Origin of the sequence: Mycobacterium genavense ATCC 51234 (assembly GCF_000526915.1) — a bacterium.
Lineage (GTDB): Bacteria > Actinomycetota > Actinomycetes > Mycobacteriales > Mycobacteriaceae > Mycobacterium > Mycobacterium genavense.
This window is the reverse complement of the sequence record NZ_JAGZ01000004.1, coordinates 16,359-42,006: the sequence shown is the minus strand read 5'-3', so window position 1 is coordinate 42,006 and position 25,648 is coordinate 16,359. Positions and strand designations below refer to the sequence as shown.

General features: G+C 68.4%; 18 protein-coding genes and 2 pseudogenes. 8 read left to right on the top strand and 12 right to left on the bottom strand.

The genetic code is table 11. From position 1 onward, the window contains the following. Positions 1-37 precede the first annotated feature (37 nt). Positions 38-448, top strand: a complete 411-nt coding sequence (locus T428_RS0110535; protein ID WP_025736459.1) for a CD225/dispanin family protein — start codon at positions 38-40, stop codon at positions 446-448. Here T428_RS0110535 and T428_RS0110530 read toward each other — a convergent pair. From T428_RS0110530 to T428_RS0110500, 7 genes are all read right to left on the bottom strand, one after another. Further along, positions 442-1,407, bottom strand: coding sequence for an enoyl-CoA hydratase/isomerase family protein (locus T428_RS0110530; RefSeq protein ID WP_025736458.1), 966 nt, complete (start codon positions 1,405-1,407; stop codon positions 442-444). The two genes, T428_RS0110535 and T428_RS0110530, sit on opposite strands and share 7 nt — an antisense overlap. A 3-nt stretch (positions 1,408-1,410) precedes the next feature. Continuing rightward, complete coding sequence (gene fadD4 / locus T428_RS0110525) at positions 1,411-2,928, bottom strand: fatty-acid--CoA ligase FadD4 (protein WP_025736457.1); 1,518 nt, start codon at positions 2,926-2,928, stop codon at positions 1,411-1,413. Continuing rightward, on the bottom strand, positions 2,849-4,054 hold the full coding sequence (locus T428_RS27100; RefSeq protein WP_051465206.1) for an alpha/beta fold hydrolase: 1,206 nt from the start codon (positions 4,052-4,054) through the stop codon (positions 2,849-2,851). The genes fadD4 and T428_RS27100 overlap by 80 nt, the downstream gene beginning before the upstream one ends. 56 nt (positions 4,055-4,110) lie before the next feature. Beyond that, a complete protein-coding gene (locus T428_RS0110515; RefSeq protein ID WP_025736456.1) occupies positions 4,111-4,401 on the bottom strand; it encodes a hypothetical protein in 291 nt (96 codons plus the stop codon). Positions 4,402-4,541: 140 nt separating this feature from the next. Further along, complete coding sequence (locus tag T428_RS0110510) at positions 4,542-6,368, bottom strand: phosphoenolpyruvate carboxykinase (GTP) (protein WP_025736455.1); 1,827 nt, start codon at positions 6,366-6,368, stop codon at positions 4,542-4,544. Between the two features lie 178 nt (positions 6,369-6,546). Continuing rightward, on the bottom strand, positions 6,547-8,085 hold the full coding sequence (locus T428_RS0110505) for a DUF805 domain-containing protein (protein ID WP_025736453.1): 1,539 nt from the start codon (positions 8,083-8,085) through the stop codon (positions 6,547-6,549). Further along, positions 8,082-9,116, bottom strand: coding sequence for a hypothetical protein (locus tag T428_RS0110500; protein ID WP_025736452.1), 1,035 nt, complete (start codon positions 9,114-9,116; stop codon positions 8,082-8,084). Before T428_RS0110500 ends, T428_RS0110505 begins: the two co-directional genes overlap by 4 nt. A 222-nt stretch (positions 9,117-9,338) precedes the next feature. Here T428_RS0110500 and trmB point away from each other — a divergent pair, with 222 nt between their 5' ends. From trmB to mmpL3, 3 genes are read left to right on the top strand one after another with little or no spacing between them, the layout of a single operon-like run. After that, positions 9,339-10,157: a tRNA (guanosine(46)-N7)-methyltransferase TrmB gene (gene trmB, locus T428_RS0110495; protein WP_025736451.1), complete on the top strand. Its 819-nt coding sequence runs from the start codon at positions 9,339-9,341 to the stop codon at positions 10,155-10,157. A 2-nt stretch (positions 10,158-10,159) separates the two neighbouring features. Continuing rightward, a complete protein-coding gene (locus T428_RS0110490; protein ID WP_025736450.1) occupies positions 10,160-10,879 on the top strand; it encodes a PIN domain-containing protein in 720 nt (239 codons plus the stop codon). Between the two features lie 52 nt (positions 10,880-10,931). Continuing rightward, complete coding sequence (mmpL3, locus tag T428_RS0110485) at positions 10,932-13,763, top strand: trehalose monomycolate exporter MmpL3 (RefSeq protein ID WP_025736449.1); 2,832 nt, start codon at positions 10,932-10,934, stop codon at positions 13,761-13,763. Positions 13,764-13,772: 9 nt separating this feature from the next. On the opposite strand, the gene T428_RS0110480 is transcribed toward mmpL3, so the two are convergent. Next, the gene (locus tag T428_RS0110480) at positions 13,773-14,903 is read right to left on the bottom strand and encodes an AI-2E family transporter (RefSeq protein WP_025736448.1); all 1,131 of its coding nucleotides are present in this window, start codon (positions 14,901-14,903) and stop codon (positions 13,773-13,775) included. 121 nt (positions 14,904-15,024) lie between these two features. Between T428_RS0110480 and T428_RS0110475 the strand changes: the two genes are divergently transcribed. Next, complete coding sequence (locus T428_RS0110475; protein ID WP_025736447.1) at positions 15,025-16,236, top strand: lysylphosphatidylglycerol synthase transmembrane domain-containing protein; 1,212 nt, start codon at positions 15,025-15,027, stop codon at positions 16,234-16,236. Between the two features lie 8 nt (positions 16,237-16,244). Here the strand turns inward: T428_RS0110475 and T428_RS0110470 are convergent, their stop codons facing one another. Then, a complete protein-coding gene (locus T428_RS0110470; RefSeq protein ID WP_025736446.1) occupies positions 16,245-16,742 on the bottom strand; it encodes a hemophore in 498 nt (165 codons plus the stop codon). 330 nt (positions 16,743-17,072) lie between these two features. On the opposite strand from T428_RS0110470, the gene T428_RS0110465 reads away from it, so the two are divergent. Together T428_RS0110465 and T428_RS0110460 are read left to right on the top strand one after the other, a co-directional pair. After that, positions 17,073-20,099 carry an MMPL family transporter gene (locus tag T428_RS0110465; RefSeq protein ID WP_025736445.1) on the top strand — a complete coding sequence of 1,009 codons (3,027 nt, stop codon included), beginning with the start codon at positions 17,073-17,075 and terminating at the stop codon, positions 20,097-20,099. Further along, the gene (locus T428_RS0110460; RefSeq protein ID WP_025736444.1) at positions 20,096-20,599 is read left to right on the top strand and encodes a hypothetical protein; all 504 of its coding nucleotides are present in this window, start codon (positions 20,096-20,098) and stop codon (positions 20,597-20,599) included. Before T428_RS0110465 ends, T428_RS0110460 begins: the two co-directional genes overlap by 4 nt. A gap of 4 nt (positions 20,600-20,603) precedes the next feature. Here the strand turns inward: T428_RS0110460 and T428_RS0110455 are convergent, their stop codons facing one another. Both T428_RS0110455 and T428_RS0110450 read right to left on the bottom strand, forming a co-directional pair. Continuing rightward, the gene (locus tag T428_RS0110455; protein ID WP_025736443.1) at positions 20,604-21,293 is read right to left on the bottom strand and encodes a hypothetical protein; all 690 of its coding nucleotides are present in this window, start codon (positions 21,291-21,293) and stop codon (positions 20,604-20,606) included. After that, on the bottom strand, positions 21,290-21,943 hold the full coding sequence (locus tag T428_RS0110450) for a hypothetical protein (RefSeq protein ID WP_025736442.1): 654 nt from the start codon (positions 21,941-21,943) through the stop codon (positions 21,290-21,292). Before T428_RS0110450 ends, T428_RS0110455 begins: the two co-directional genes overlap by 4 nt. A gap of 77 nt (positions 21,944-22,020) precedes the next feature. Between T428_RS0110450 and T428_RS27095 the strand changes: the two are divergent. Continuing rightward, positions 22,021-23,870 (top strand): annotated as a pseudogene (locus tag T428_RS27095) (M13 family metallopeptidase). Here T428_RS27095 and T428_RS27090 read toward each other — a convergent pair. Further along, a pseudogene (locus T428_RS27090) lies at positions 23,854-25,638 on the bottom strand (molybdopterin-dependent oxidoreductase). The pseudogenes T428_RS27095 and T428_RS27090 overlap by 17 nt on opposite strands. Positions 25,639-25,648: the final 10 nt, after the last annotated feature.

The following is a 25,648-nucleotide window of genomic DNA, read 5'->3' as shown; positions in this document are numbered from 1 at the left end:
CGGCTGGACCGGAGGAACCCGAAGGAAGGCAGCTGCCATGAGTTATCCGCCAGGGCCGTACGAAGGTTCCCCCGAGTGGCAAGGCCAGCAACCGGAATGGCAAGGGCAGCCCCAGCAACCGGGTTGGCCGGGCCAGCAGCCAGGCGTCTGGCCGGGGCAGAAAGAACCGGACAACTACCTGGTCTGGGCGATCCTGTGCACGGTGCTGTGCTGCCTGCCGTTCGGCATCATCTCGCTTGTCTACTCCAACAAGGTTTCCGGATTGTGGGCCCAGGGCCGCGCCGCCGAGGCGCAGGACGCGTCGAACAACGCCAAGAAGTGGGCGATCATCGGCGCCATCGCGGGCGGTGTCACGTATGTGATCATCGCGATCCTGTACATCGTCATCGCCGTGGTCGCCGTGTCGAGCATCCCGTCGACCACCAGCACCACCTTCGGCGGCTACTGAATCGGTTGCGCGCCAACATAAGTCGCGTCCACTAGGCCCCAGCTCAGCGCGGTGTCGATGCCGATTGTCCGGCCGGACAGCACCAGATAGGCCGTACGCCAGCGGCCGATTCGGCGCGTGATGCTGACGGTGCCGCCGGCCCCCGGGATCAAGCCCAGACTCAGCTCCGGCAGCCCGAAGAGCGAATCCTCTTGCGCCTCAACCCATCCACAAAAGGCGGCCATCTCCAAACCACTGCCCAGCACCCGGCCCTGCACCTGGGCGCGGCAACACCGGCCGAGCCTGGCGGTCAGCGCATCCAGCGCCAGGGCCGGGCTATGACGGGTGCGGGCCAAATGCGCGCTCGCGGGATCGACGAACGTGCCGAACTCGGCGAGATCTCCGCCGCTGCAAAACGATGGACCGTTGCCGCTCAACACGATCTCGGTCATCGATGGGTCCAGCTGCGCAACGGTCAGCGCCTCCAGCAGCGCGGCGCGCGCGTCGGTGGAAAACGCGTTGTGGCGTTGCGGGCGGTTGAACGTGATCCGCAGGGTGTCACCGTCGCGCTCGGTGAGCACCGGGTCGGGGATCTCGGGCATCCGGACCGGCCCACGTTCGGCGAGCCAACGCGCGAACTCCGGGCCCGCCTGCAGGGTGGAGTAGGCCAGCGACTCGGCCACCACACCGGCCAGCGTCGGACCGGCCGGAGTGACCGAGCGCAGCACGTCGTCACAGACGCTGCTGGCGTGCGGCCAGTGTTCACATCGCTTACGCAGCTCGGCCAGCGTTTCGGGGACCGAATCGACGGTGATGACCCGACGGTCGGCACACGGCTCCTCGGTCAGGGTGAAAGTCGCTGCATCCAGCCAGTATTGGTGCTGTTCGAGCTCGGCGGCCGAGCCGACGGCGACGATCACGCCGGGCGGCGACGGCAGGCCGGCCTCCGGTGCGCTCGACAGATCGGCCACCCGAAACATCGGTCAGACCGAGTACTTCTCGATCAGCCCGTTCTTGTAGAGCTTGCCGGTGTCGGTGCGCGGCAACTGCGCCTCGAACGCGATCGATCGCGGGCATTTGAAGTGCGCCAAGCGGTCTCGCAGCCAGGCCAGCAGCTCGTCGGCGAACTGGTCGGTGGCGTCGGCCTGCTCGACGGTTTGTACGGCCGCCACGACCCGCTGGCCCATCTCGTCGTCGGGGACCCCGAATACGGCGGCATCCAGCACCTTCGGGTGGGTGACCAATAGATTCTCGGCTTCTTGCGGGTAGATGTTCACCCCGCCTGAGATGATCATGTGGTGGCGCCGGTCGGTCAGGTACAGGTAGCCCTCGTCGTCGAGATAGCCGATGTCCCCGACGGTGGTCCATCCGTGCTTGTCGCGGGATGAGGCGGTTTTCGTCGGGTCGTTGAGGTACTCGAACGACGCTCCGCCTTCGAAGTAGATCTCGCCGGCCTCCCCGGGCGGCAGCTCGTTGCCGTTCTCGTCGAGGATGTGCACGGCGCCGCCCATGGGCTTGCCCACCGAACCCGGGTGTGCCAGCCAGTCCTCGGCGAAAATCATCGTGGACCCGTGCGCTTCCGAAGACGCGTAGTACTCGTCGACGATCGGTCCCCACCAGTCGATCAGCTGTTTCTTGATCTGTACCGGGCACGGCGCCGCGGCGTGTATCACCCGTTTGAGGCTGGACAGGTCATACGAATCACGCACCTCCTGAGGAAGTTTCAGCAGCCGGACGAACATGGCCGGCACGAACTGGGCATGCGTCACCCGGTAACGCTGGATGGCATCCAGCGTCCCTTCGGGATCGAAGCGCTCCATGACGACCGTGGTCAGACCCGCGTCTTGCACCGTCATCGACCACACCGACGGCGCGGTGTGATACAGCGGCGCCGGGCTCAGATACACCGTGTCGGCGTCCATCCAGAATCCGACCAGTGCCGACATCAAGCCCGGAGCGTCTTCCGGTGGGACGTGCGGCAATTCGCGTTTGATCCCCTTGGGCCGGCCGGTGGTGCCCGAGGAGTACTGCAGCAGGTCGCCCTCGATCTCGTCGGCGATGGGGGTATCCGGTTGATTGGCAACGCATTCCGGGTAGCGATCCCAGCCCGGCAGATCGCCGTCGGCGATCAGGAGCAGCTCGAGTAGGCCGTTTGGCAAGTGCTCGGCCAGGCCGGCGAGGGTGTCGCGCAGCGCCGCCGAGCCGACGATCGCCTTGGCGCTGCTGTTGTCGATGATGTAGGCCGCCTCGGCCGCGGTCAGGTGGGTGTTGATCGGCACGTAGTACAAGCCGCTGCGCCGAGCCGCCCACATGACGGCGTGCATGTGCTGGTTGTTCTCCATCAGGATCGCGACGCTGTCGCCCTCGCGCAGACCCGCCTGACGGAATCGGTGCGCCAGCCGGTTGGCCCGCGCCTCCAGGTCATCGAAGGTGACGACCGTTCCGGATGGGTACAGGATGATCGCCGGTTTGTCGGCGCCGACGTAGGGGCGGATCTGCATGCGAAGAACTGTACCGCCGCCGAATTTGACGGGTGTCAAGTGGCCCGTCGCGGTCGTCAGGAGAGGAATTCCAGCACGGCCGAGCTGAACGCGGCCGGTGATTCCAGATGCGGGACGTGGCCGGTGTCGGGCACCCCGACGAACCGGGCCGCGGGCATCCGGGCCGCGAAACCCCGGGCCAGTGCGGCGATATCGCCCTTTGCGGCTTGCTCGTCGGCCGCGGTGTACTTCGCGCCACGTAGGTGCGGTCGGACAAGCCGCAGACGAACAGCGTGCGGGCGGGCAACGATGCGACGAAGTCCACGGCCGGTTGGTTGACCAGCATGTCGGTGGCCGCCGCCGAGCTTTGCACCCAACGCTCGAACTCGGGCGAGGCTGCGACGGCCGTGCGCACCGCGACGAACGGCTCGATGAGTCGGGGCTCCTTGTTGACGAAGTAGTGCGCCATGTACTGGCGGATCTGGTCGGCGGTCGCAGACCGTTCGTCGGCCGCCCAGTCTTCATGCCCCACCTGGCGGGTCAACCCGTGCCGATAGTCCTCGAGCCCCATCGGGTTCTCCAGCACCAGCGCGGCCACCCGTTCGGGTAACAGCCGGGCCATGTGCATGGCCACCAATCCGCCGGTCGAATGCCCAACGACGACAACAGAATTCACCATGAAAGCATCGAGTAGCGAGCGCAGCTGTGCCACCAGCGATTCCGCGGTCAACGTCGAGGGCTTGGTGGACTTACCCCAGCCGACCAGGTCGGGAACGATGACCCGGTACCCCCGATGGCGCAACGCCGCGATGACGTCCCTCCAGTACGCGCCGAAGAAGTTCTTGCCGTGCACCAGCAGGGCGGTTCCCCGCGGCCGGGCGCTCTCGGGCGCGATGTCCATGTACGCCAACCGAGCGCGCCGTTCCAACTCCGGGGCAACGCGATCGATCCACGGTGCCTGCGCGACGTGCGTGACGTCGAGATGGCGCACCGGGTACGGGTAGGGATAACCCTCCAGGCCGATTCCCAGGCCGTCACCGGTGGGCCAGGGCACCGGCGGCCTGGCCTCCGGCGCCCCGGTGTGGCAGCCGGAGGCGAGCAGTCCCACCGCGGCCACACCCAGCGCGCGCCGCCGATCGACGATCACGCCTCGAGGATCTGCAGCGGCGCCTGCGGCGCGCAACTTGCGCTGGTAGGCGAGCGTCAGCCGTGCGGCGCCTCGGAGATCTTGCTGTCCGGCTTGCCGACGGTCTGGCAGTAGGTCTGCGCGGACAGCCGCGTCGCGGAAATCTCCAGATTGTTCGGGTCTTGACCGCTCTTGTCCTTCAGCATTTTGCTGACTTCGTCGTTCTGATTCTTCTCGTCCTGGGTGGTTAAGTCCTTGCACTTGGTGTCGCCGCCGGTGTTGATCACCTGCGACGCCGAGCACCCGCTGAACAGAATTCCCGCTGCCGCAACCACAATCGTGAGCGCGGAGGTTTTCGTTGAGTTCATCGTCGCCTTTCCAGGATTCCAGTGTTAGCTATTAATAGACCGAAGCATGCCGTTCCAAACAACTGCCTGTCGCCTTTTGCCCACAAAAAATCGGGCCGGCGCGACTTGCGCGCCAGCCCGATTCGAAGTTTCGGCTCGCCCTAGTCGGACTCGGCCAGCCGCTGCTTGAGCGACTCGAATTCGTCGCGCACGCCGGTGGGCAGCTTGTCGCCGACGAACTCGAACCATTCCTCGATCAGCGGGATCTCCTCGCGCCACTCGGCCGGGTTGACCGCCAGCGCCTTGGCCACGTCCCCGCCCTGGATGTCGAGCCCGTCGAGGTCCAGGTCGTCGGCCGTGGGCACGATGCCGATCGGGGTGTCCTGGCCGCCGGCCTGGTGTTCGATGCGGTCGACGATCCACTTGAGCACCCGGCTGTTCTCGCCGAAGCCCGGCCACAGGAAGCCACCGTCGGAGTCGCGGCGGAACCAGTTGACGAAGAAAACCTTGGGCAGCTTGGACTCGTCGGAGTTCTTGCCCAGGTCGATCCAGTGCTGGAAGTAGTCACCGACGTGGTAGCCCAGGAACGGCAGCATGGCCATCGGGTCGCGGCGCACGGTGCCGACCTTGCCCTCGGCGGCGGCGGTCTGCTCGCTGCCCATCGTGGCGCCCATGAAGACGCCGTGCTGCCAGTCGCGGGCCTGCGTCACCAGCGGCACCGTCGTCTTGCGGCGCGCGCCGAACAGGATGCCGGAAATCGGCACCCCCTGCGGGTCGTCCCACTCGGGCGCCAGGATCGGGCACTGCGACATCGGGGTGCAGTAGCGGGAGTTCGGGTGCGCGGCCTTCTCGTCGGAGTCGGGTGTCCAGTCGCGGCCCTTCCAGTCGATCAGGTGCTGCGGGTCGCCCTCCAGGCCCTCCCACCACACGTCGCCGTCGTCGGTCAGCGCGACGTTGGTGAAGACGGTGTTGCCGGCCTCCATCGTGCGCATCGCGTTCGGGTTGGACTTCCAGTTGGTGCCCGGCGCGACGCCGAAGAAGCCGAACTCGGGGTTGACCGCGTAGAGCCGGCCGTCCTTGCCGAACCGCATCCAGGCGATGTCGTCGCCGAGGGTCTCGGCGCGCCAGCCCGGGATGGTCGGCTGCAGCATCGCGAGGTTGGTCTTGCCGCACGCCGACGGGAACGCGGCGGCGAAGTAGTAGGCCTTGTTCTCCGGGGAGATCAGCTTGAGGATCAGCATGTGCTCGGCGAGCCAGCCCTCGTCGTGGGCCATCGCCGAAGCGATACGCAGCGAGTAGCACTTCTTGCCCAGCAACGCGTTACCGCCGTAACCCGACCCGTAGCTCATGATTTCGCGGGTCTCCGGGAAGTGGGTGATGTACTTGGTGTCACTGCACGGCCACGGCACGTCTTTCTGCCCCGGCTCCAGCGGCGCGCCCACCGAGTGCAGCGCCTTGACGAAGAATCCGTCGTCGCCGATCTTCTCCAGCGCCGCCTTGCCCATCCGGGTCATCACCTTCATCGACATGACGACGTACTTGGAGTCGGTGATCTCCACGCCCAGCTTCGGGTCGTCGGCACCGAGCGGTCCCATGCAGAACGGCACCACCCACATGGTCCGACCGCGCATGCAGCCGCGGTACAGGTCGTTCAGCGTCGACCGCATCTCGGTCGGGTCCATCCAGTTGTTGGTCGGGCCGGCGTCGGCCTCGCGCTCCGAGCAGATGAAGGTCCGGGATTCCACGCGCGCCACGTCGGACGGGTCGGACAGCGCCAGGTAGGAGTTGGGACGCTTCTTCTCGTTCAGCTTCTTCAGGGTGCCGGCCTCGACCAGCTGCTCGGCGAGCCGGTTGAACTCCTCGTCGGAGCCGTCAGCGAACACCACCCGGTCGGGCTGGGTCAGCTCGGCGACCTCCTCTACCCACGCCAACAGCCCACGATGATTGGTGGGTGCGTTGTCCAGACCGGGAATGTTCGCTGAGGTCATCGAACTCTCCTGAATTCATCTCCGTACGCGTGGGCGCAAATTGGTGTTCGCGTATGCGGTCGCCCACACAGATATTGACATGGTGGCGTTAGCTACAGGTTATCGTGATCCACTTGCTGGGGAAGGCCCGGGCGGGTATAAGCCTTCTCACAACAACGATTCAGAAGCGATCAAACGGTCACGAATTTTTCTCATCCGCGCTCCTCGGGGCCGATTTGGTGTTTTCTGGCCCGCCGGTGTCGGGCGCGGGGCCATCGGGTGCAGGAATACCCGGTTCGCCGAGTTCTGCACGTACCAAGTCCAGCGCCGCCCGAACGGTGGGCATTTCCCGGTCCCGGGCCGCGGCGGCGCGAGCCGCGGCGATGGCGTGCTCGCGCAGTTCGGTGTCGATCGCGCTGACCTGCTCCGACACCCGCGTGTTCTCGGCCTCGTCGCGTGCGAGCAGCCCCGTGCTCAGCGCCGACTCGGCGGCCAGCACGCGGGTCGCCACCAGCTCCTCGACGACCGAGCGCAGCGACGACGTCAGATCACCGGTCCAGCGGTCCAGCAACGACCGGTCGTGCAGCAGGGCGCGCAGTTTGACCACCAGCACGGTGACCGCCAGACCGAAGGCCACGCACAGCACGGCGCCGGCGATCTGCAGCGCCGGATTCAGCCGCTGGGCCACGCCGGCCAGCAGCCGGGACAGCGTCAGCGCGACGCCCACCCCGAACCCGACGCCCAGCAGCAGCATCAGCCAGGTCTCCTGCCGCCGGGATCTCAGCGGCGGGGGCGCGACGTCGACCGAGGGCAGCTGCTCGACGGGCGGTAACTGCAACGGCACCTCCAGCTCGCGTGCGACGTCGTCGAGCTGGGTGGTGGTGCCCTCGTCGACCTCGCTGACCACCTCGGCGGCCCGGCCGCGCGCGTGCGCCTCGAATCCGGCCATGTCCCGCCGGGGCAGCCGCGCCACGTCGGACTGCAGCTCGCTGCGCACCGACGAGCACCGGTTGAGCGCGAAGTGCGACAGCTGCACCCGCGTCTGCTGGGTCTGGCTGCGCATCCGGATGGTGCGCTCGGATTTCGCCTGCCGGCGCTCACGCAGGGCGGTGCTGCGCTCCTCACGCAGCGCGTCGACCCGGGCCCGCCGCCCGGCGCCGTCCGCGTCGCGGTCGAACCGCTGCGCGACCGTTTGCAGCCAGGATTCCCAGGCCCGCAACCGGTTTCGTCGTGCGACGTCCGGGGCGGCGAGTTGCGCCGCGACGGTGTCGACCAGTTCGTCCAGCTGGGGCTCGCCCAGCTCGGGCGCGGCGGCCACACCGACCCACGGCACCCGGGCGTAGCGCGGCGCGTGCGCGGCCAGTGCGTCGCGGTTGGCGCCGAGCACGTCGCGCCAGGCCCGGTGCACGTCGATCTTGGAGACCACCGCGACCAGCACGTCGGTGTGCTCGCAGGCCGCGTCGAGCAGGGCACAGTCCGATGCGGTGAGTTCGGCGGCCGCCGAGACGACGAACATCACCGCCGTCGGCGCCTCGCCGGGCTGCAGATCGGTCGACTCGACGAACTTGTGCTCGGGCAGCCGCTCGCTGAGCGCGGTGGCCACCCCGGTCACACCGGCCATCCACGGGCCGGTCACCAACACCACGTCGCGGCGGGTGATGGCCGGCGGATCCAGCCGCGGCCCGATCGCCGCCACCAGCTCGTCGACCTCGGCCGCACCCGACGCCTGTTTGCTCATGACGACTCCCGCGCCCACAGCCGCAGCGATCCCCGGGCGATGTCCGCACCGCAGGCCCGGTGCAACTCGCCGGCTGATTCGCGGCCGTACCGCTGCCACCGCGCCGCCCGGGCCAGGTGCCCGGCCGCATCGCCCCCGGCACCGGCGTCCAGCCCCGCCGCCTCGGCCACCTCGATCGCCGCGGCCATCCGCGCCAGCACGGTGTCGTCGCGGGACAGGAATTCGCTGATCCGCTCCCCGATCGAGCGGCCGACGGCCAGCGCCTCCAGCTCCACGGTGGCCGCCAGCACCCGTCGGTAGCGCACCTCGGCGCCGAGCGCCGACAACCGGGCCAGCACCGCGTCGATGCCGCTGACCCGGCGCAGCAGTGCCCGGACCTGCGGTTCCGTACCGCCCCGGCGAATTGCGGCGATGCCCAGCGCGGTGCCGAACAGGTCCAGGGTGTCCAGCAGCCGCAGCCGCGCCCGCGTCGGCACGGGGTTGTCAGCCGCGACGAAGTCCTCGAACGAGCCGTCCAGGCAACCGGGATGGTCGGCCAGCGTCCGCAGCGCCGCCCACGACGCCGCGGCGAACCCCTCGACCGCGGCGACGGCCAGCAAAGCGCTGATCGGTTCGACCGGGACACCGACGACCTTGCCCAGCCGCGCGCATCGGGTGCGCGCGGCCTGCAGCGGCCCGTACCCGGTGCGACCCGACAGCGAGCCGCCCAGGTCGGCCTTGTTGAGCACCGCCAGCACCGGGCACCCGGCAGCCGCGATCGCGTCGGCGTCCTCGGGTTTGACCACTTCGGCGAGGACCTGGCCGACGACGTCGGCGTCGCTGGCGGCCGGCATCAACGTGATTGCGGCCGGGCTTTCCGGGTGCGCCAGGGCGCGGGCCACGGTGCCGCGACCGGCCCCGGCCCGTCCGCGCACCGCCACCCGCAGCGGCGCGAGAACCCGCTCGGCAATCGCGTTCACCCGCGCGTCGTCGCATTCGGCAGCAAATCGCTCCAGCTCGTCAACGAATGCGTGGCTCCCCCGCACCTTCATTGCTTGCCTGCTCGATCCGATCGGCCGGCGCCCCACTGCCGGCGTTGCTCCCGTCGCATGCGGGGCCGTCGCCGGTGCCGAGCCTGTTTGCCTTGCCGACGATCCGGCCCCACCGCATAGTGGCACTTGCGTCTTCGAGTTGCGAACCACCGTCTATCTGTTACCAGTTGAAGTCAACTGTTGGGTATCAATCTGGACCAGGGGCGGCTACATCGGGGATTCATAGGCCACCATGGACAAATGCATGCGCAACCCGGGGTCGGGACGTGTCCCGATGCACCGGTGGAGGTGGGAGCCGGCCTGGACACCGAAGAAGGCCTGACGCCCGGGTCGGACCCGGACGGTTCGGGCGCCCCCGGACGGGGCTATCTGCCCGCCACCGGCTTCCGTTCCCGGCGTTCCACGCTGTCCGACGGCCAGCGCGAGACCTGGGAGCGACTGTGGCCGAGGCTGGGCCGCTCCGAGATCCCGCGGCGTTTCGAACCGCTGGACACTGCGGCCTGGTTCGGCCGGGAGGCGCCGCTGGTGCTCGAGATCGGCTGCGGCAGCGGCACCTCGACGCTGGCGATGGCCCGCGAAGAACCCGACATCGACGTGGTCGCGGTGGAGGTGTACCGGCGCGGCCTGGCGCAGCTGCTGTGCGCGATCGAGCGCGAGCAGGTCGACAATATCCGGCTGATCCGCGGCAACGGGATCGACGTGCTGCAGTATCTGATCGCACCGGCTTCGCTGACCGGGTTTCGGCTCTACTTCCCCGACCCGTGGCCCAAGGCCCGCCACCACAAGCGCCGCTTCCTGCAGCCGGCCACGGTTGGCCTGATCGCTGACCGGCTACTCCCTGGTGGTGTCCTGCACGCGGCGACCGACCACCCGGGCTATGCCGAGCAGATGGCCGAGGTAGGCGACGCCGAACCGCGACTGTGTCGCGTCGATCCCGGCAGCGACCTGCCGATCTCGACCGCGCGCTCGACGACCAAATACGAGCTGAAAGCCCAGGCAGTGGGCAGCTCCATATCCGAGTTCATCTGGAAAAGACGATGAATATGAGCCTCGCTGAAGAAACGGCCTCGCCCGCCGGCGACACCTCGCCGGTGACGCCGTCGGATGACCTGGACGGCTTCGCTGCCGCGCCGCGGCGCGTGCTGCTGGTGTGGGACGCCCCCAACCTCGACATGGGCCTCGGCTCCATCCTGGGCCGTCGACCCACCGCTTTGGAACGCCCGCGCTTCGATGCGCTGGGCCGGTGGCTGCTGACCCGCACCGCGGAGGTCAGCGCCGCCCGTCCCGGCGTCGTGGTCGAACCCGAGGCCACGGTGTTCACCAACATCGCCCCGGGCAGCGCCGAAGTCGTTCGACCCTGGGTGGACGCGTTGCGTAACGTGGGGTTCGCGGTCTTCGCCAAGCCGAAAATAGATGAAGACAGCGATGTCGACCGGGACATGCTGGCCCACATCGAACTGCGGCGGCAAGAAGGGCTCGCGGCGCTGGTGGTGGCCTCCGCCGACGGTCAGGCGTTCCGCCAGCCGCTGGAGGAGATCGCCCGCGCCGGGGTCGGTGACCCGACCCCCGTCCAAGTGATCGGATTTCGCGAACATGCGAGTTGGGCACTAGCGTCGGATACCTTGGACTTCGTTGATCTGGAAGACATCGAAGGTGTTTTCCGGGAACCGCTGCCGCGAATCGGCCTCGATTCGCTGCCCGACCGGGGAGCGTGGCTGCAGCCGTTCCGGCCGCTGTCCGCGCTCTTGACCACGCGTGTGTGACACTGGAAAACCGATGCGCGGGTCGCTGCTAGTGATCCAGTAAGGAGCTTACGTGTTCGCCTGGTGGGGTCGAACCGTGTACCGCTACCGGTACATCGTGATCGCGGTGATGGTGGCTCTGTGCCTTGGCGGCGGCGTCTTCGGGATGAGCCTGGGCAAACACGTCACGCAGAGCGGTTTCTACGACGACGGCAGCCAGTCCGTCACGGCCTCGATTCTGGGCGACAAGACCTATGGCCGGGACCGCACCGCACAGGTCGTGGCGACCTTCACCGCGCCCGACGGCAAGACCGTCGACGACCCGGCGTGGCGCCAGCAGACCGTCGACGAACTGAACAAGTTCGTCAAGGACCACCCCGACCAAGTGCTCGGCTGGGCCGGCTGGCTGGCGTTGGCGCCCGGCACCGCGCCCCCGAACGCCCAGATCAAGGGGATGGCGACCGAGGACCGCAAGCACACCTTCGTCACGATCCCGCTCAAGGGCGACGACGACGACACCATCCTCAACAACTACAAAGCCGTCGAGCCCGCCCTGCAGAAGCTGGGCGGCGGCAAGGTCGAACTCGCCGGCCTGGAGCCCGTCGCCAACGCCCTGACGGGCACCATTGCCAGCGACCAGAAACTTCTGGAATACCTGGGGCTCCCGCTGGTCACGGTGGTGCTGTTCCTGGTGTTCGGCGGCGCGGTGGCCGCCGGCCTACCGGTCATCGTGGGTGGGCTCAGCATTGCCGGATCGCTGGGCATCCTGCGGTTCGCCGCCATCTTCGGCCCGGTGCACTTCTTCGCCCAGCCGGTGGTCTCGCTGATCGGTTTCGGTATCGCGATCGACTACGGCCTGTTCGTGGTGAGCCGGTTCCGCGAAGAGATCGCCGAGGGCTACGACACCGAGGCCGCGGTGCGGCGCACGGTGATGACGGCGGGCCGCACGGTGGTGTTCTCGGCGTTGCTCATCATCGCGTCCAGCGCCAGCCTGCTGGTGCTGCCGCAGGGCTTCGTGCACTCGCTGACGTACGCGATCTTTGCGGCGGTGGGGCTTGCCGCGCTGCTGTCGATCACGTTGCTACCGGCCTGCCTGGGCATTCTCGGGGCCAACGTGGACGCGCTGGGCGTGCGGACCGCGTTCCGGGTGCCCTTCCTGCGTAACTGGAAGTATTCGCGGGCCTCGCTCAACTGGCTCGCCGACCGGCTGCAGAAGACCAAGACCCGCGAAGAGGTCGAGGCCGGTTTCTGGGGCAAGCTGGTCAACTGGGTGATGAAGCGTCCGCTGGCGTTCGCCATCCCGATCGCCGTCGGGATGATCCTGCTGGTCATCCCCCTGGGCAACCTGTCGCTGGGCGGCATGAGCGAGAAGTACCTGCCGCCGGACAACCCCGTGCGCATGGCCCAGGAACACTTCGACAAGCAGTTCCCCGGGTACCGGACCGAGCAGCTGACCGTGGTGATCAAGAGCAACAACCACAGCAAGGTCACCGACCAACAGGTCGCCGACATCCGCAACCGGATCTCGGGGATCACCGGATTCACCGACAAGACGTGGGAGGAGCGCCCGTGCCCGGTCATCGCGGGCAACCCCTGCGTCGCCGGGCCGAACGGGACCACCGTGCCCAAGGACGACTCGGTACGGGTGATCCAGAACGGCCTGGTCAACAAGAACGACGCCGAGAAGAAGATCAACGAGCTGCGGGCGATCAGCCCGCCGAAGGGGTTGACCCTGCTGGTCGGGGGCACGCCGGCGCTGGAACAGGACAGCATCCACAGCCTGTTCGCCAAGGCGCCGCTGATGCTGGTGCTGCTGCTGTCCGCCACCTTGTTGCTGATGTTCCTGGCATTCGGCTCGGTGGTGTTGCCGATCAAGGCCGCGCTGATGAGCGCGCTGACCCTCGGCTCCACACTGGGCATTTTGACCTGGATCTTCGTCGACGGGCACTTCTCGAAGTGGCTGAATTTCACGCCGACGCCGCTGATGGTGGTGCTGATCGCGCTGGTCGTCGCGGTGGGCTTCGGTCTGGCCACCGACTACGAGGTGTTCCTGGTCTCCCGCATGGTCGAGGCGCGCGAACGCGGCATGTCGACCGCGGAGGCGATCCGGATCGGTACCGCGACCACCGGGCGGCTGATCACCGCCGCCGCATTGGTGCTCGCCGTGGTCGCCGGCTCGTTCATGTTCTCCGACCTGGTTATGATGAAGTACCTGGCGTTCGGCTTGGCCGCGGCGCTGCTGCTGGACGCGACCGTGGTCCGGATGTTCCTGGTGCCCTCAGTGATGAAACTGCTCGGCGACGACTGCTGGTGGGCCCCGCGCTGGGCCCGGCGCCTGCAGAACAAGATCGGCCTGGGCGAGATCGACCTGCCCGACGAGCGCAAGCGCAGCTCTGTCAACGGTCGGGCCGTCCGGCCGCCGGTCGCGGCCAGCCTGGTCGCCGCGAAACCGCGGGCGCCGCACGACCCCACCCACCCGGGCGCGCCGCCCGAGCCGTCGCGGCCGCAGCCTTCGGAGCCGCGCCCTGCCAGCGAGCTGCCGCCCGGCCCGTCCGCCGCCCGGCCCCAGCCCCGGCCCAGCCAGCCGACGGAAGCCAAGACGACGCGCTTCGCGGCGCAGGGCAACCCCGAGACCGCGCGCCCCGCGACGCCGGCCACCCCCGCACCACCGCCGTCGGCCGGGCAGACCCGGGCCATCCCGGTCCCGGGCAATTGCGAGGGCACCGCCGACCCGGCCGAGCCCACCACCGCGCTGCCCGCGATGCGGTCGGACGACGACGTCTCCGACGCCGCCACCGAGAAGATGAACGCCCGCGGCGACAATGGCGACAATTCGCGTCCGCGACGTCGCGCCGGCGGCGGGTTGTCCGCGCAGGATCTGCTGCGCCGTGAGGGACGGTTGTAGACCCGAGCCCTAGTCGGGGTGGTCGGCTTTGGCGCGCAGCACGGCCGGGTCTTTGGCATCGTCGAGCTGCTCGGCTTCGGCGGCCGGATCCCGGGCGAGTAGCACCTGAATCGCGTTGTTGAGGAACGCCACCGTCGGGACAGCCAGCAGGGCCCCGACGATGCCGGCCAGCACACCGCCGGTGGAGATCGCCAGCACCACCCCGAGCGGGTGAACCGACACCGCACGCCCCATCACCAGCGGCTGCAGCAGATGCGACTCGATCTGGTTGATCACGACCAGCAGGCCGAGCGTGATCAGCGCGTAGACGATTCCCTTGGTCAGCAGTGCGACCACCACGGCCACCAATCCCGAGATCAGCGCGCCGATCAGCGGGATGAAGGCACCGAGAAACACCAGCGACGCCAGTGGCAACGCGAGCGGCACGCCCATGATGGCCAGCCCGGCGCCCACCCCCGCCGCGTCGGTGAAGGCCACCAGGAAGGTGGCCCGCACGTAGGCGATCAGCGAACCGTATCCGGCGCGGCCCGCTTCCATCACCCGGTCACGGACGCCGTCCGGGACGATGTTGGTCACGTAGGCGAAGATGTTGCGGCCGCCGTAGAGGAAGAAAATCAGGGTGAACAGCACCAGCACCGCGGCGGTCAGCAGTTCGGTGAGGGTGGCCGCGGTGGACAGCGCGCCGCTGGTCAACTTCGACTGATTGTTGTGCAGCGCCTGGATCGCGGCGTTGCCCGCGTTGGTGATCTGTTCGCTGCGCAGATGCGCGGGCCCTTCGATCAGCCACCGCCGGGTGCTGTCGATGCTGCGGGTGACCTGCTCGGTCAGGTCGGGTAGACCGACGATGAACTGGGTGATGACGAAGGTGAGGATGCCGCCCAGTAGCGCGAATCCACCCAGCAACACCAGCGCGACGGCGCTGCCGCGCGGTAGCCCGCGCTCGTCCAGCCAGTCCACGACGGGCACCAGCAGCGCGCTGATCATCAACGCCAGCAGCACCGGCACGACGATGACCTCGAGTTTGGCCACCACCCAGAGGAACGCGAGCGCCGCGGCGAAGATGACCAGCAAACACCACGCCCACGCGGCGGTGTGGCGGATCAGGGGCGTGACCGAGGCGTCGTCGGGGCTTGCCGGCATCCGGCCAGCCTATCGGGCGTGCGCCGTCGGGTGATGACGTCGGCACGATCCGGTTACGACGGCGACACGCGCGGAGTTTCGCCTCGATTGCCTCGCCACCTGCGCGGTTACCCTAAATTACGTGCCGCACGACGCGCCCATCCGCAACCTCCGCTTCCCGGGCGGCGGCGCTTTCGCGCACCAGGGTGAACCGCCGGCTTCCGCGCGCGCCGGCGAGACGCCGCGGGGCAAGTACTGGTGGGTGCGGTGGGCGGTGCTGGCCGTGGTCGCGGTCGTGCTCGGTATCGAGGTCGCGCTGGGCTGGGATCAGCTGGCCAAGGCCTGGACGAGCCTGTTCCAAGCCAACTGGTGGTGGCTGCTCGCCGCGGTGGCCGCGGCGGCCGCATCGATGCACAGCTTCGCCCAGATCCAGCGCACATTACTGAAGTCCGCCGGGGTGCACGTCCGACAGCTGCGCTCCGAGGCCGCCTTCTACGCCGCCAACTCGCTGAGCACCACGCTGCCCGGTGGCCCGGTGCTGTCGGCGACGTTTTTGCTTCGGCAGCAACGTATTTGGGGCGCCTCGACCGTGGTGGCGTCCTGGCAGTTGGTGATATCGGGCGTGCTGCAGGCGGTCGGTCTGGCACTGCTCGGGTTGGGCGGCGCCTTCTTCCTGGGCGCCAAGAACAACCCGTTCTCGTTGCTGTTCACCCTGGGCGGATTCGTCGCACTGCTGCTGCTTTCCCAGGCGGTGGCATCGCGCCCGGAGCTGATCGAAGGCATCGGCACCCGCATCCTGGCGTGGTTCAACTCGCTGCGCGGCAAGCCGACCGACACCCACCTGGCCAAGTGGCGCGAGATCCTGATGCAGCTCGAATCGGTCAGCCTGGGCCGGCGCGACCTCGGGGTGGCGTTCAGCTGGTCGATGTTCAACTGGATCGCCGACGTCGCCTGCCTGGCCTTCGCGGCATACGCGGCCGGGGACCACGCGTCGATCGCCGGGCTGACGGTGGCCTACGCGGCCGCACGCGCCGTCGGCACGATTCCGCTGATGCCGGGCGGGCTGCTGGTGGTCGAGGCGGTGCTGGTGCCCGGTCTGGTGTCCAGCGGTATGTCGCTGCCCAACGCGATCTCGGCGATGCTGCTCTACCGGCTGATCAGCTGGTTGCTGATCTCCGCCGTCGGCTGGGTGGTCTTCTTCTTCGTGTTCCGCACCGAGCACCCGGGCGGCTCCGACGACGACCCGCCGACCGGTCCGCTGCCGTTGATCGAGCCGCAGCTGCGGTACTGGAACGACCCCGACGCCGCCGCCTTGCAGGGGCCGCTACCGCCGCCGGGGAAGGGTGCCGGCTAACCGACCCGCTAACCGACGTTGTTCTGCCGCGACGGGCCGGGCAGCGCGCCCCCGACCGCGGGCGGGGCCGGCACGGTCGCCGCGGGCGCGCCGCCGAGACCGGCCGCCGGCGAGACGGGCAGGCCGCCGGCGCCCTGCGCCTGCTGCGTGATGCCCATGGCCTGGGGAATGCTGATCGGCAGCTTGCACTGCATCGACAGGTTGGTGAGTGGCTGCGCGATCCCGGCCATGTCGGCGGCCACCTTCGGGTTGCCCGCGAAGTAGGACTTCAGCCCGGTGACCGACTCCGGGCCGGCCGGCTGCTGCAGCATCGTGGTCATCGCGTGGTTGGTCTCCGGATGCGAGTCCAGGTAGTCGCCCATCGACTTGGAGACCGAACCGATCGTCCGGGCGACCTCACTGGCCGCGCACGGGTCGGTGGCCCCGGTCGCCGGCGGCCCCGCCATCAGCGCGACGGCCACGGCGGGCACTGCGGCGGCGAACAAACCTGCGGCGAACATCTTCATGCCTGAACTCCTCACGGTTTGCCACGGCTGCCGGGGCTCGGCGCGGTGCAAACTGCTGCGATGGACGGCCGCCACGACTGCGGAGTTCCCCATCCCCCGCGCGGCCCAGCGACATCCTGCCACCGGGGTTCGTGCCCTGCCACCGGGTGTGACCAGATCCCGCTTAGTCACCGGTTGACAACGACTGGGTCGCGACTCGGCTACGACTTGTCCGAGGACCCGTCTGCGCAGCTCACGAATTCGCGAAGCCCAACTAATGCATAGGCTGCTGCGGTATCGTCGCCCTCACGCGTAAGCGAGATACTCGGGGAGCCTGAAATTCAGCAGTTTATGATGCGCCTCAGCCGCAGCCTGCGCAGATACCGCTGGCTGGTCTTCACAGGCTGGTTGCTGGCATTGGTCCCGGCGATCTACTTGGCCTTGACGGCGTCCGGGAATCTCACCGGCGGTGGTTTCGAGGTGGCCGGCTCGCAGTCGCTGAAAGTCCACGATCAGCTGGAGGGCCAGTACCACGATCTGGGGGCCTCGTCGCTGGCGCTGGTGGCCGCGCCCCGGCCCGACGCCAGCTACGAGGACATGAACAATGCCGTGACGCAGCTGCGGCAGATCATCGGCGAATTCCCCGGTGTCACCGAGAAGACCAACCCCACCCAACGGCCGCCGCAGCCCGACCGGCCGTATGTGCTCACGCTGCGGCTCGACGCCCGCAACGCCGGCACCAGCGACATCGCCAAACAGCTGCGGCAGCGCGTCGGCGTCAAGGGCGACCAGTCCGGGCAGACCGCCGACGGTCGGGTACGGCTGTACGTGATCGGCCAGGGCGCGTTGTCCGCGGCGGCGGCGGCGAACACCAAACACGACATCGCCAAGGCCGAGCAGTGGAACCTGCCGATCATCCTAATCGTCTTGCTCGCGGTGTTCGGTTCGCTGGCCGCCGCGGCGATCCCGCTGGCCCTCGGCATCTGCACGGTCGTGGTGACGATGGGGCTGGTCTATTTCCTGTCGGCCTACACCACCATGTCGGTCTTCGTCACCTCGACGGTGTCGATGTTCGGCATCGCGCTGGCGGTCGACTATTCGTTGTTCATCCTGATGCGGTTCCGCGAGGAATTGCGGTCCGGACGTCAGCCCCGCGAAGCCGTCGACGCCGCGATGGCCACCTCCGGGCTGGCGGTGGTACTGTCCGGGTTGACCGTCGTGGCCTCATTGACCGGGATCTACCTGATCAACACCCCGGCGCTGAAATCGATGGCCACCGGGGCGATCCTGGCCGTCGCGGTCGCCATGCTGACCTCCACGACCCTGACGCCCGCGGCGCTGGCGACGTTCGGCCGGGCGGCCGCCAAGCGCTCGATGCTGCTGCACTGGTCGCGACGACCGGAGAGCACGCAGTCCCGATTCTGGAACCGCTGGGTCGGGGCCGTGATGCGCCGACCGTGGATCTCATCCATCGCGGCGGCGACGATTTTGCTCGTGATGGCCGCACCCGCAGCGTCGATGATGCTGGGCAACAGCCTGCTGCGCCAATTCGACTCCGCGCACGAGATCCGCGCCGGCGTCGCGGGGGCATCCCAGGCCCTCGGGCCGGGAGCGCTGGGCCCGATCCAGGTGCTGGTCAGCTTCCCCGACGGAGCGGCGTCGGCACCCGAACACAGCCAGACGCTGGCCGCCATCCGCCAGCGCATGACGCAGGCCCCGCACATCGTCTCGGTGACCCCGCCGCAATTCGCCGACGACAACAGCAGCGCCTTGCTGTCCGCGGTGCTGTCCGTCGACCCCGAGGACATGGGCGCCCGGCAATCCGTCGACTGGATGCGCACCGAGCTGCCCAAGGTTCCCGGTGAGGGCACGGCACATGTCGACGTCGGCGGGCCCACGGCATTGATCAAGGATTTCGACGACCGGGTCTCGGCGACCGAGCCGCTGGTGTTGCTGTTCGTCGCGGCAAACGCGTTCGTGATGCTGTTGCTGTCGATCCGCTCGGTGTTCCTGGCCCTCAAGGGCGTGCTGATGACGCTGCTGTCGGTCGCCGCCGCCTATGGCAGCCTGGTCATGGTGTTCCAGTGGGGCTGGTTGCGGGACCTCGGGTTCGCCCACATCACCTCGATCGACAGCACCGTTCCCCCACTGGTCCTGGCGATGACGTTCGGGTTGTCGATGGACTACGAGATCTTCCTGCTCACCCGCATCCGGGAACGCTTCCTGCGCACCGGAAACACCCGCGACGCGGTCGCCTACGGCGTCAGCACCAGCGCCCGCACCATCACCAGCGCGGCCCTGATCATGATCGCGGTGTTCATCGGTTTCGCGTTCGCCGGCATGCCGCTGGTCGCCGAGATCGGGGTGGCATGCGCCGTCGCGATCGCGGTCGACGCCACGGTGGTGCGGCTGATCCTGGTGCCGGCGCTGATGGCGATGTTCGCCCAGTGGAACTGGTGGCTGCCCGGGTGGCTGCGCCGCGTCTTGCCGTCGGTCGACTTCGACCGGCCGCTGCCCGACGTCGACCTCAGCGACATCGTCGTCATTCCCGACGACATCTCGGCGCTCACCGCGCCCAGCGCGGACCTGCGGATGGTGCTCAAGTCGGCGGCCAAGCTCAAACACCTGGCGCCCGACGCCGTCACCGTCGCCGATCCGCTGGCCTTTACCGGCTGCGGGCGCAACGACTGCAAGGACGCCGAGGAACCCCGCGGCCAGGGACCCGGGCAGATTCCGCACCAGGTCAACATCGGCGACAACGACACCGTCGCGGTCACCCTCGCCGCCGAGAAGAACGGCAGCAACGGACAGACCCGGGCCCCGTCCGGGGCCAAGAAGCTGGTCGACGGCCTGGCGTCCCGCAACGGCATTTCCCGGGCCATGCCGTGGAGCGACCGGACGGTGCACCCGGTGACCCTGTGGCGGGGGCGGTTGTCGGTTGCCATCGACGCGCTCGAGGCGGACAAGCGCGGCCACGACCGGCCGCGCTACCAGCGGCGCAGCCCGGTGGAAACCACCCATGTGCAATTGCCCACCGGCGACCGGCTGCAGGTCCCCACCGGCGCCGAGACGCTGCGCCTCAAGGGCTACCTGATCATGTGCCGTAACAGCAGCCGCGATTATGCCGAATTTGCTGACATGGTCGACACATTGGAACCGGAGACGGCCGCGGTGGTGCTGGCCGGAATGGACAGGTATTACTGTTGTAAACCGCCCAAGCAGCAATGGATCACCTCGCAGTTGGTCCGACAGCTCGCGGATCCGAATCCATCCGATCTGCCTGAGGCGGTGTCGGAGCCGGGCACAAAGGCAGACTGGGATCAGGTCAGGCAGCGCTGCCTTTCGGTGGCCGTCGCAATGCTGGAGGAGGCGAGGTGACGTTGGCAGCCGACCGACGACGCGAGCCGCCGCCCCAGCAGCCCGCCGCCGAACGTTATCCCGATCTCGATCAGCCGGTCGAGTTCTGGCCGACCGCCGCGATTCACTCCGCGATGCAGGGCGGCGATATCGACACCTGGAAGCGGATCGCCGCCGCGCTCAAGCGCGACCCGTTCGGCCGCACCGCCCGTCAGGTGGAGGAAGTCCTCGAGGGCACCCGCCCGTATGGCATCTCCAAAGCGCTGTGGGAGGTGCTCGAGCGTGCCCGCACCCACCTGGAGGCCAACGAACGCGCCGAGGTGGCCCGCCACGTGGGGCTGCTGATCGAGCGGTCCGGCCTGGCCCAGCAGGAATTCGCCGCCCGCATCGGGGTGGCGGCCGAGGAGCTGGCCTCCTACCTCGACGCCAGCGTCAGCCCGTCGGCCTCGCTGATGATCCGGATGCGCCGGCTCTCGGACCGGTTCGTGAAGGTGAAGTCGCCGCCCGCCGACGACAACTGACCCGTCAGCGGGCGTTGATCGGCAGCACGTCGGTCACCAACCAGTCGCCGCCCCGTTTGACCAGTGCCACCCGCAACGCCGGCGCCGCCCGACTGGGCGGCTGGCCGGGCGTGTTCTGGGTAACCCGCAGGATGACCGCCACACTTGCCGCCGCCGGCCCCAGCGCCTCCACCCCGGCCGCCAGCGTCGCGGCCTGCGCCGTGACGTGGCGTTGGGCGAGATCGGCGCTGGACTTCTGGTACTCCTGCTTGAACGCGTCCGCGCGCTCGGGCACCATCATCGCCGCCGCCCGATCGATCGAGCTGGTCGGGGAGCTCGGGGTGAACGACGCCATCGCCTCGGTCATGCCGCTGGCCACCTGGGCCACGTCGCGGGTGTCCTTGTTGAAGGCGCGGTCGGTGCTCGTCCAGTGGGTGTAGCCGGTCACCACCGCGGCGGCCAGGGCGGCCGTGCACAGGACGACGACCGCCAGCCGCAGCCCGGGCGCCTCGTCGTCGGTGCCCACGCTGACCGAATCCCGGCGCAGCAGCCAGAAATCGACCGCGACCCCCTCGGCGATCAGCACCAGCAGCACCGAGCAGGCCGACACCCACCACAACGGCCAGCCGAGGATCACGCCGATCATCAGCAGCGCGCCGATCGTGGCCAGCGGCGCCAGGACATCGAAGGCCAGCAGCCGCCACAGGTTTCTCATCGGATGGACTCCAGGTGGGAGATCATCAGCTTGCCGTCGACGTCGGAGACGTCCAGACGCAGATTCCAGTGCACCGTCTGCGGCTTGGCGCCGACGTTCTCGCTGACCGACGTCGCGACCAGCATCACCGAATCCGTCCGGCTGGCGAACGGCGGCAGCTTGGTCGTGGTTACCGGGCGCGCCATGCCAGGCTGGCTGTCCAGGTCGTGGTGCACCGTCTCGATCGCCACCGACTCGATGCGCCCGCTGCTCTGTGATTGCAGTTTCTCGACCACCTGCCGATAGGGCTGCACGGTCGCGTCGAAGTCGGTGTTGAGTTCGCCGACCGTGCCGTCGTGCAGGCGCTGCAGGCTGGCGTCGATGTTGGTGCTGTTCATGTTGATCAGCACGCCGGTCCAGTCGGCGGCGGTCTGCATCACCCGGCTCAGGTAGGTGCGTTCGGCCGACTCGGCCCGGTGGTCGGACCAGATGATCCCGACGAGCACGACCGCGGCGACCGACAGCACGCCCAGCACCGCCGAGGCGATGCCGTACGGGGAAAACATCGGGCCGCCGATGTCTTCGTCGGCTTCCGCCGCGCCGGCCTCGGCGTCCTGCACGTCTGCCGGGTCTTCGGTGGTGGCCGGCTCGGTCTGTTCGCCCTCGGGCATGGGCGCGAGGTTACCCCGCTGCCGGTCGCGATCGGCGCAGCAGGAGCCCACACGGGCGAAGATGGAAGGATGGTCCGGTGACGTTTGCTGCCACCCGCTCGGGCCTGAACCTGAGCCACATCGACGAAAACACCCGCCCACAGGACGACCTGTTCGGTTACGTGAACGGTCGCTGGTTAGCCGACTACGAGATCCCTCCGGACCGCACCACCGACGGGGCCTTCCGCACCCTGTTCGACCGGGCCGAGGAGCAGGTCCGCGACCTGATCGTCGAGGCAAGCAACAGCGGTGCCGCGCCGGGCAGTGACGAGCAGCGCATCGGCGACCTGTACGCCAGCTTCCTCGACGAGGACGCGGTCGAACGCCGCGGCCTGCAACCGCTGCACGACGAGCTGGCCGCCGTCGACGGCGCGGCCGACGCGGCGGCGCTGGCCGCGGTCGTCGGCGCCCTGCAGCGCACCCGGGTCGGCGGCGGCGTCGGCGTCTACATCAACACCGACGCCAAGGACTCGAGCCGCTACCTGGTGCACGTCAACCAGTCCGGGATCGGGTTGCCCGACGAGTCCTACTACCGCGACGAGCGGCACGCCCAGGTGCTCGCGGCCTACCCGGGACATATCGCCCGGATGTTCGCCTTGGTGTACGGCGGGGAGGACCAGGACCACGCCGACACCGCGGCCCGCATCGTGGCACTGGAGACCAAACTCGCTGCCGCGCACTGGGACGTGGTCAAGCGCCGCGACGCCGAGCTGACCTACAACCTGCGCACCTTCGCGCAGTTGCAGACCGAGAGCGCGGGCTTCGACTGGACCGGCTAGGTCACCGCCCTGGGCAGCACGCCGGATGCCGTCGCGGAAGTCGTTGTGCGCCAGCCTGATTACCTCACCGCGTTCGCGGCACTCTGGGACAGCGAAGATCTCGATGACTGGAAGCGTTGGGCGCGTTGGTGGTTGATCCGTGCCCGCGCCGCGTGGTTGACGGACGCGCTGGTCGCGGCGGACTTCGACTTCTACGGGCGTCTGCTGACCGGCACCGAGCAAATCCGGGACCGCTGGAAGCGCGGAGTGTCACTGGTCGAGAATCTGATGGGCGACGCCGTCGGAAAGCTGTACGTGCAACGGCATTTCCCGCCGGACGCCAAGGCCCGCATCGACGAACTGGTGGAAAACCTGCGGGAGGCGTACCGGGTCAGCATCGGCGACCTGGACTGGATGACGCCGCAGACTCGGGAACGCGCGCTGGCCAAGCTGGGCAAGCCGGTGGACCGTGACGAATGGTTCATGACACCGCAGACCGTCAACGCCTAACTACAACCCCGGGATGAACGAGATCGTCTTTCCCGCAGCCATTTTGCAGCCGCCGTTCTTCGACGCCCAGGCCGACGACGCCGCCAACTACGGCGGGATCGGGGCGGTGATCGGCCACGAGATCGGGCCGGCTTCGACGATCAGGGCGCCAAGTACGACGGCGACGGCAACCTCGTCGACTGGTGGACCGACGACGACCGCCGCGAGTTCGGTGCCCGCACCCAGGCGCTGATCGAGCAGTACGAGGCCTACATCCCGCGCGAGCTGGACGGCGCTCACCACGTCAACGGCGCCTTCACCGTCGGTGAGAACATCGGCGACCTGGGCGGGCTGTCCATCGCGCTGCTGGCCTACCAGCTGTCGCTGAACGGCGGCCAGGCCCCGGTGATCGACGGCCTGACCGGCGTGCAGCGGGTGTTCTACGGCTGGGCTCAGGTGTGGCGCTCCAAATCCCTTGTGGCAGAAGCGATCCGGCGTCCTGCGGTAGTCCACACTCGCCACCGGAGTTCCGCTGCAACGGTGTGGTCCGCAACCTCGACGCCTTCTACGAGGCGTTCGACGTGGCCGAAGACGACGCCCTGTTCCTGGCGCCGCAGCGCCGGGTCAGGATCTGGAACTGACCCCCACGAGGGCTTCGATGCACGCCGGCACGTGCTTGTGCCACGGTGTTCCGGCGTACGAGTCGCGCCACCCGGTCGACGTCAGCGCGTTGGGAGCCACACCGGGAAGCACCATTTTCCCGTCCGCGTCGACGTAGTCGAGCCCAAAGCCGTTGGGCAGGGCCGCATGTCCGGGCAGCATCGTCTCGGTGATCTCGACGGTGGCCTCGGCGCTGCCGGCCGCGGTGGTGATGCGCGCCCGGCAGCCGTCGACGAGCCCGAGGTGCTGGGCATCCTCCACACTGACGCGCAGTGCTCCGTCGGCGTCGCGCTTGCGCCAGGACGGGTCGCGGAAAATGTCATTGGCGGTGTAGGCGCGCCGCTCGCCCACCGACAGCACGATCGGCAGCTCCGCCGTGGTCAGTTGCGGCGTCGGGACGGACAGCGCCCGCAAATCGCGTAGCATTTCCGGGATTTCGAGGGCGATCTTGTGGTCGGAATGGCTGATCAGCGCGAAGTCGTCCTCGTAGTTGTGCGCGGTGAAGACGACACCCGACGGACTGTTCAGGATGGCCTCGAACAGTGCGTTGCCGTCGGCGTGGCCGGCTCGTCGCACCGCCTCGGGGTAGGTCATCGCCGTCTTCTGCGCCAGCCCCCACACCGCGGCCGCCCCGGCCATACCGTCGGGCAGCGTCGGACCGAGCGTTTCGTAGAGCACGTACGGAACCAGCCGCGCCATGGTCGGATTGCCCGCGACGGCACCCAAGAATGCCTCGGCGTACGCGTCGAGGCCTCGTGCGGCGGCCTCCCGCAGCGGCCGTAGCTCCGCGTCGTCGATGACGCCGAGTGCGCGCACCAGCCGGGCCCAGATCTCCGGCTCGGGCAGCGTTCCTTCGAGCGGCTCCAGCAGTGGGCGGCGCAGATGAAAACCGTTGTGCGGGAATTCGAAATTGAAGCGCCGCGGCCCACACCAGCTCCTCGTCCACCCCGCAGCGATCCGCATAGTCGGCCACCGAGACGTCGCGCAGCGCGTCGCGTACGCCGTCGGCGCCGTGCACGTGTTCGGCGAGAAATGCTTCGTTGCAAAGGTTTTCCTGGACCAGCACCGCTGCCAGGGCGGCCAGGCACCAGGCGTCGGTGCCCGGTCGAACCCGCAAATGAAAGTCGGACATCTTCGCTGTGTCGGTCACGACAGGATCGATCACGATCAGCGACCGGTTCGGATCCTTGGCGATCTCGTTGAGCACCACCCGGGCCCGGGGGAAGCTCTGCGACATCCACGGGTTCTTGCCGACGAACACCGACACTTCCGCGTGCTCGAACTCGCCACGGGTGTGGCCGCCGTACAGCTGCGCGTCGACCCACGCTTCGCCGGTCTTCTCCTGCGCCAACGCATTCGACCGGTACTTCGACCCCAGCGCCTTCAGGAACGCCCCGCTGTATGCCCCGCCCAGGTGGTTGCTTTGCCCGCCGCCGCCGTAGTAGAAGATCTTGTCCCCACCGTAGGTGTCGCGGATGTGCTTGAATCCCTCGGCGATTTCGACAATCGCGGTGTCCCAATCGATTTCCTCGAAGCTGCCGTCGGCACGACGACGCATCGGGGTCCTCAGGCGGGCGCGGTTGTTCTGATAGTGGTCCAGCCGCAGCGCCTTGTTGCAGGTGTAGCCCTGCGACGCCGGGTGGTTCTTGTCGCCGCGAATGCGTGACAGCGTGCGGCCTTCGACTTGTACGACGATGCCGAATTGCATTCGCAGAGGATGCATGCGGTCGACTGCCATTGCTCGGCCATCGCGGGACTT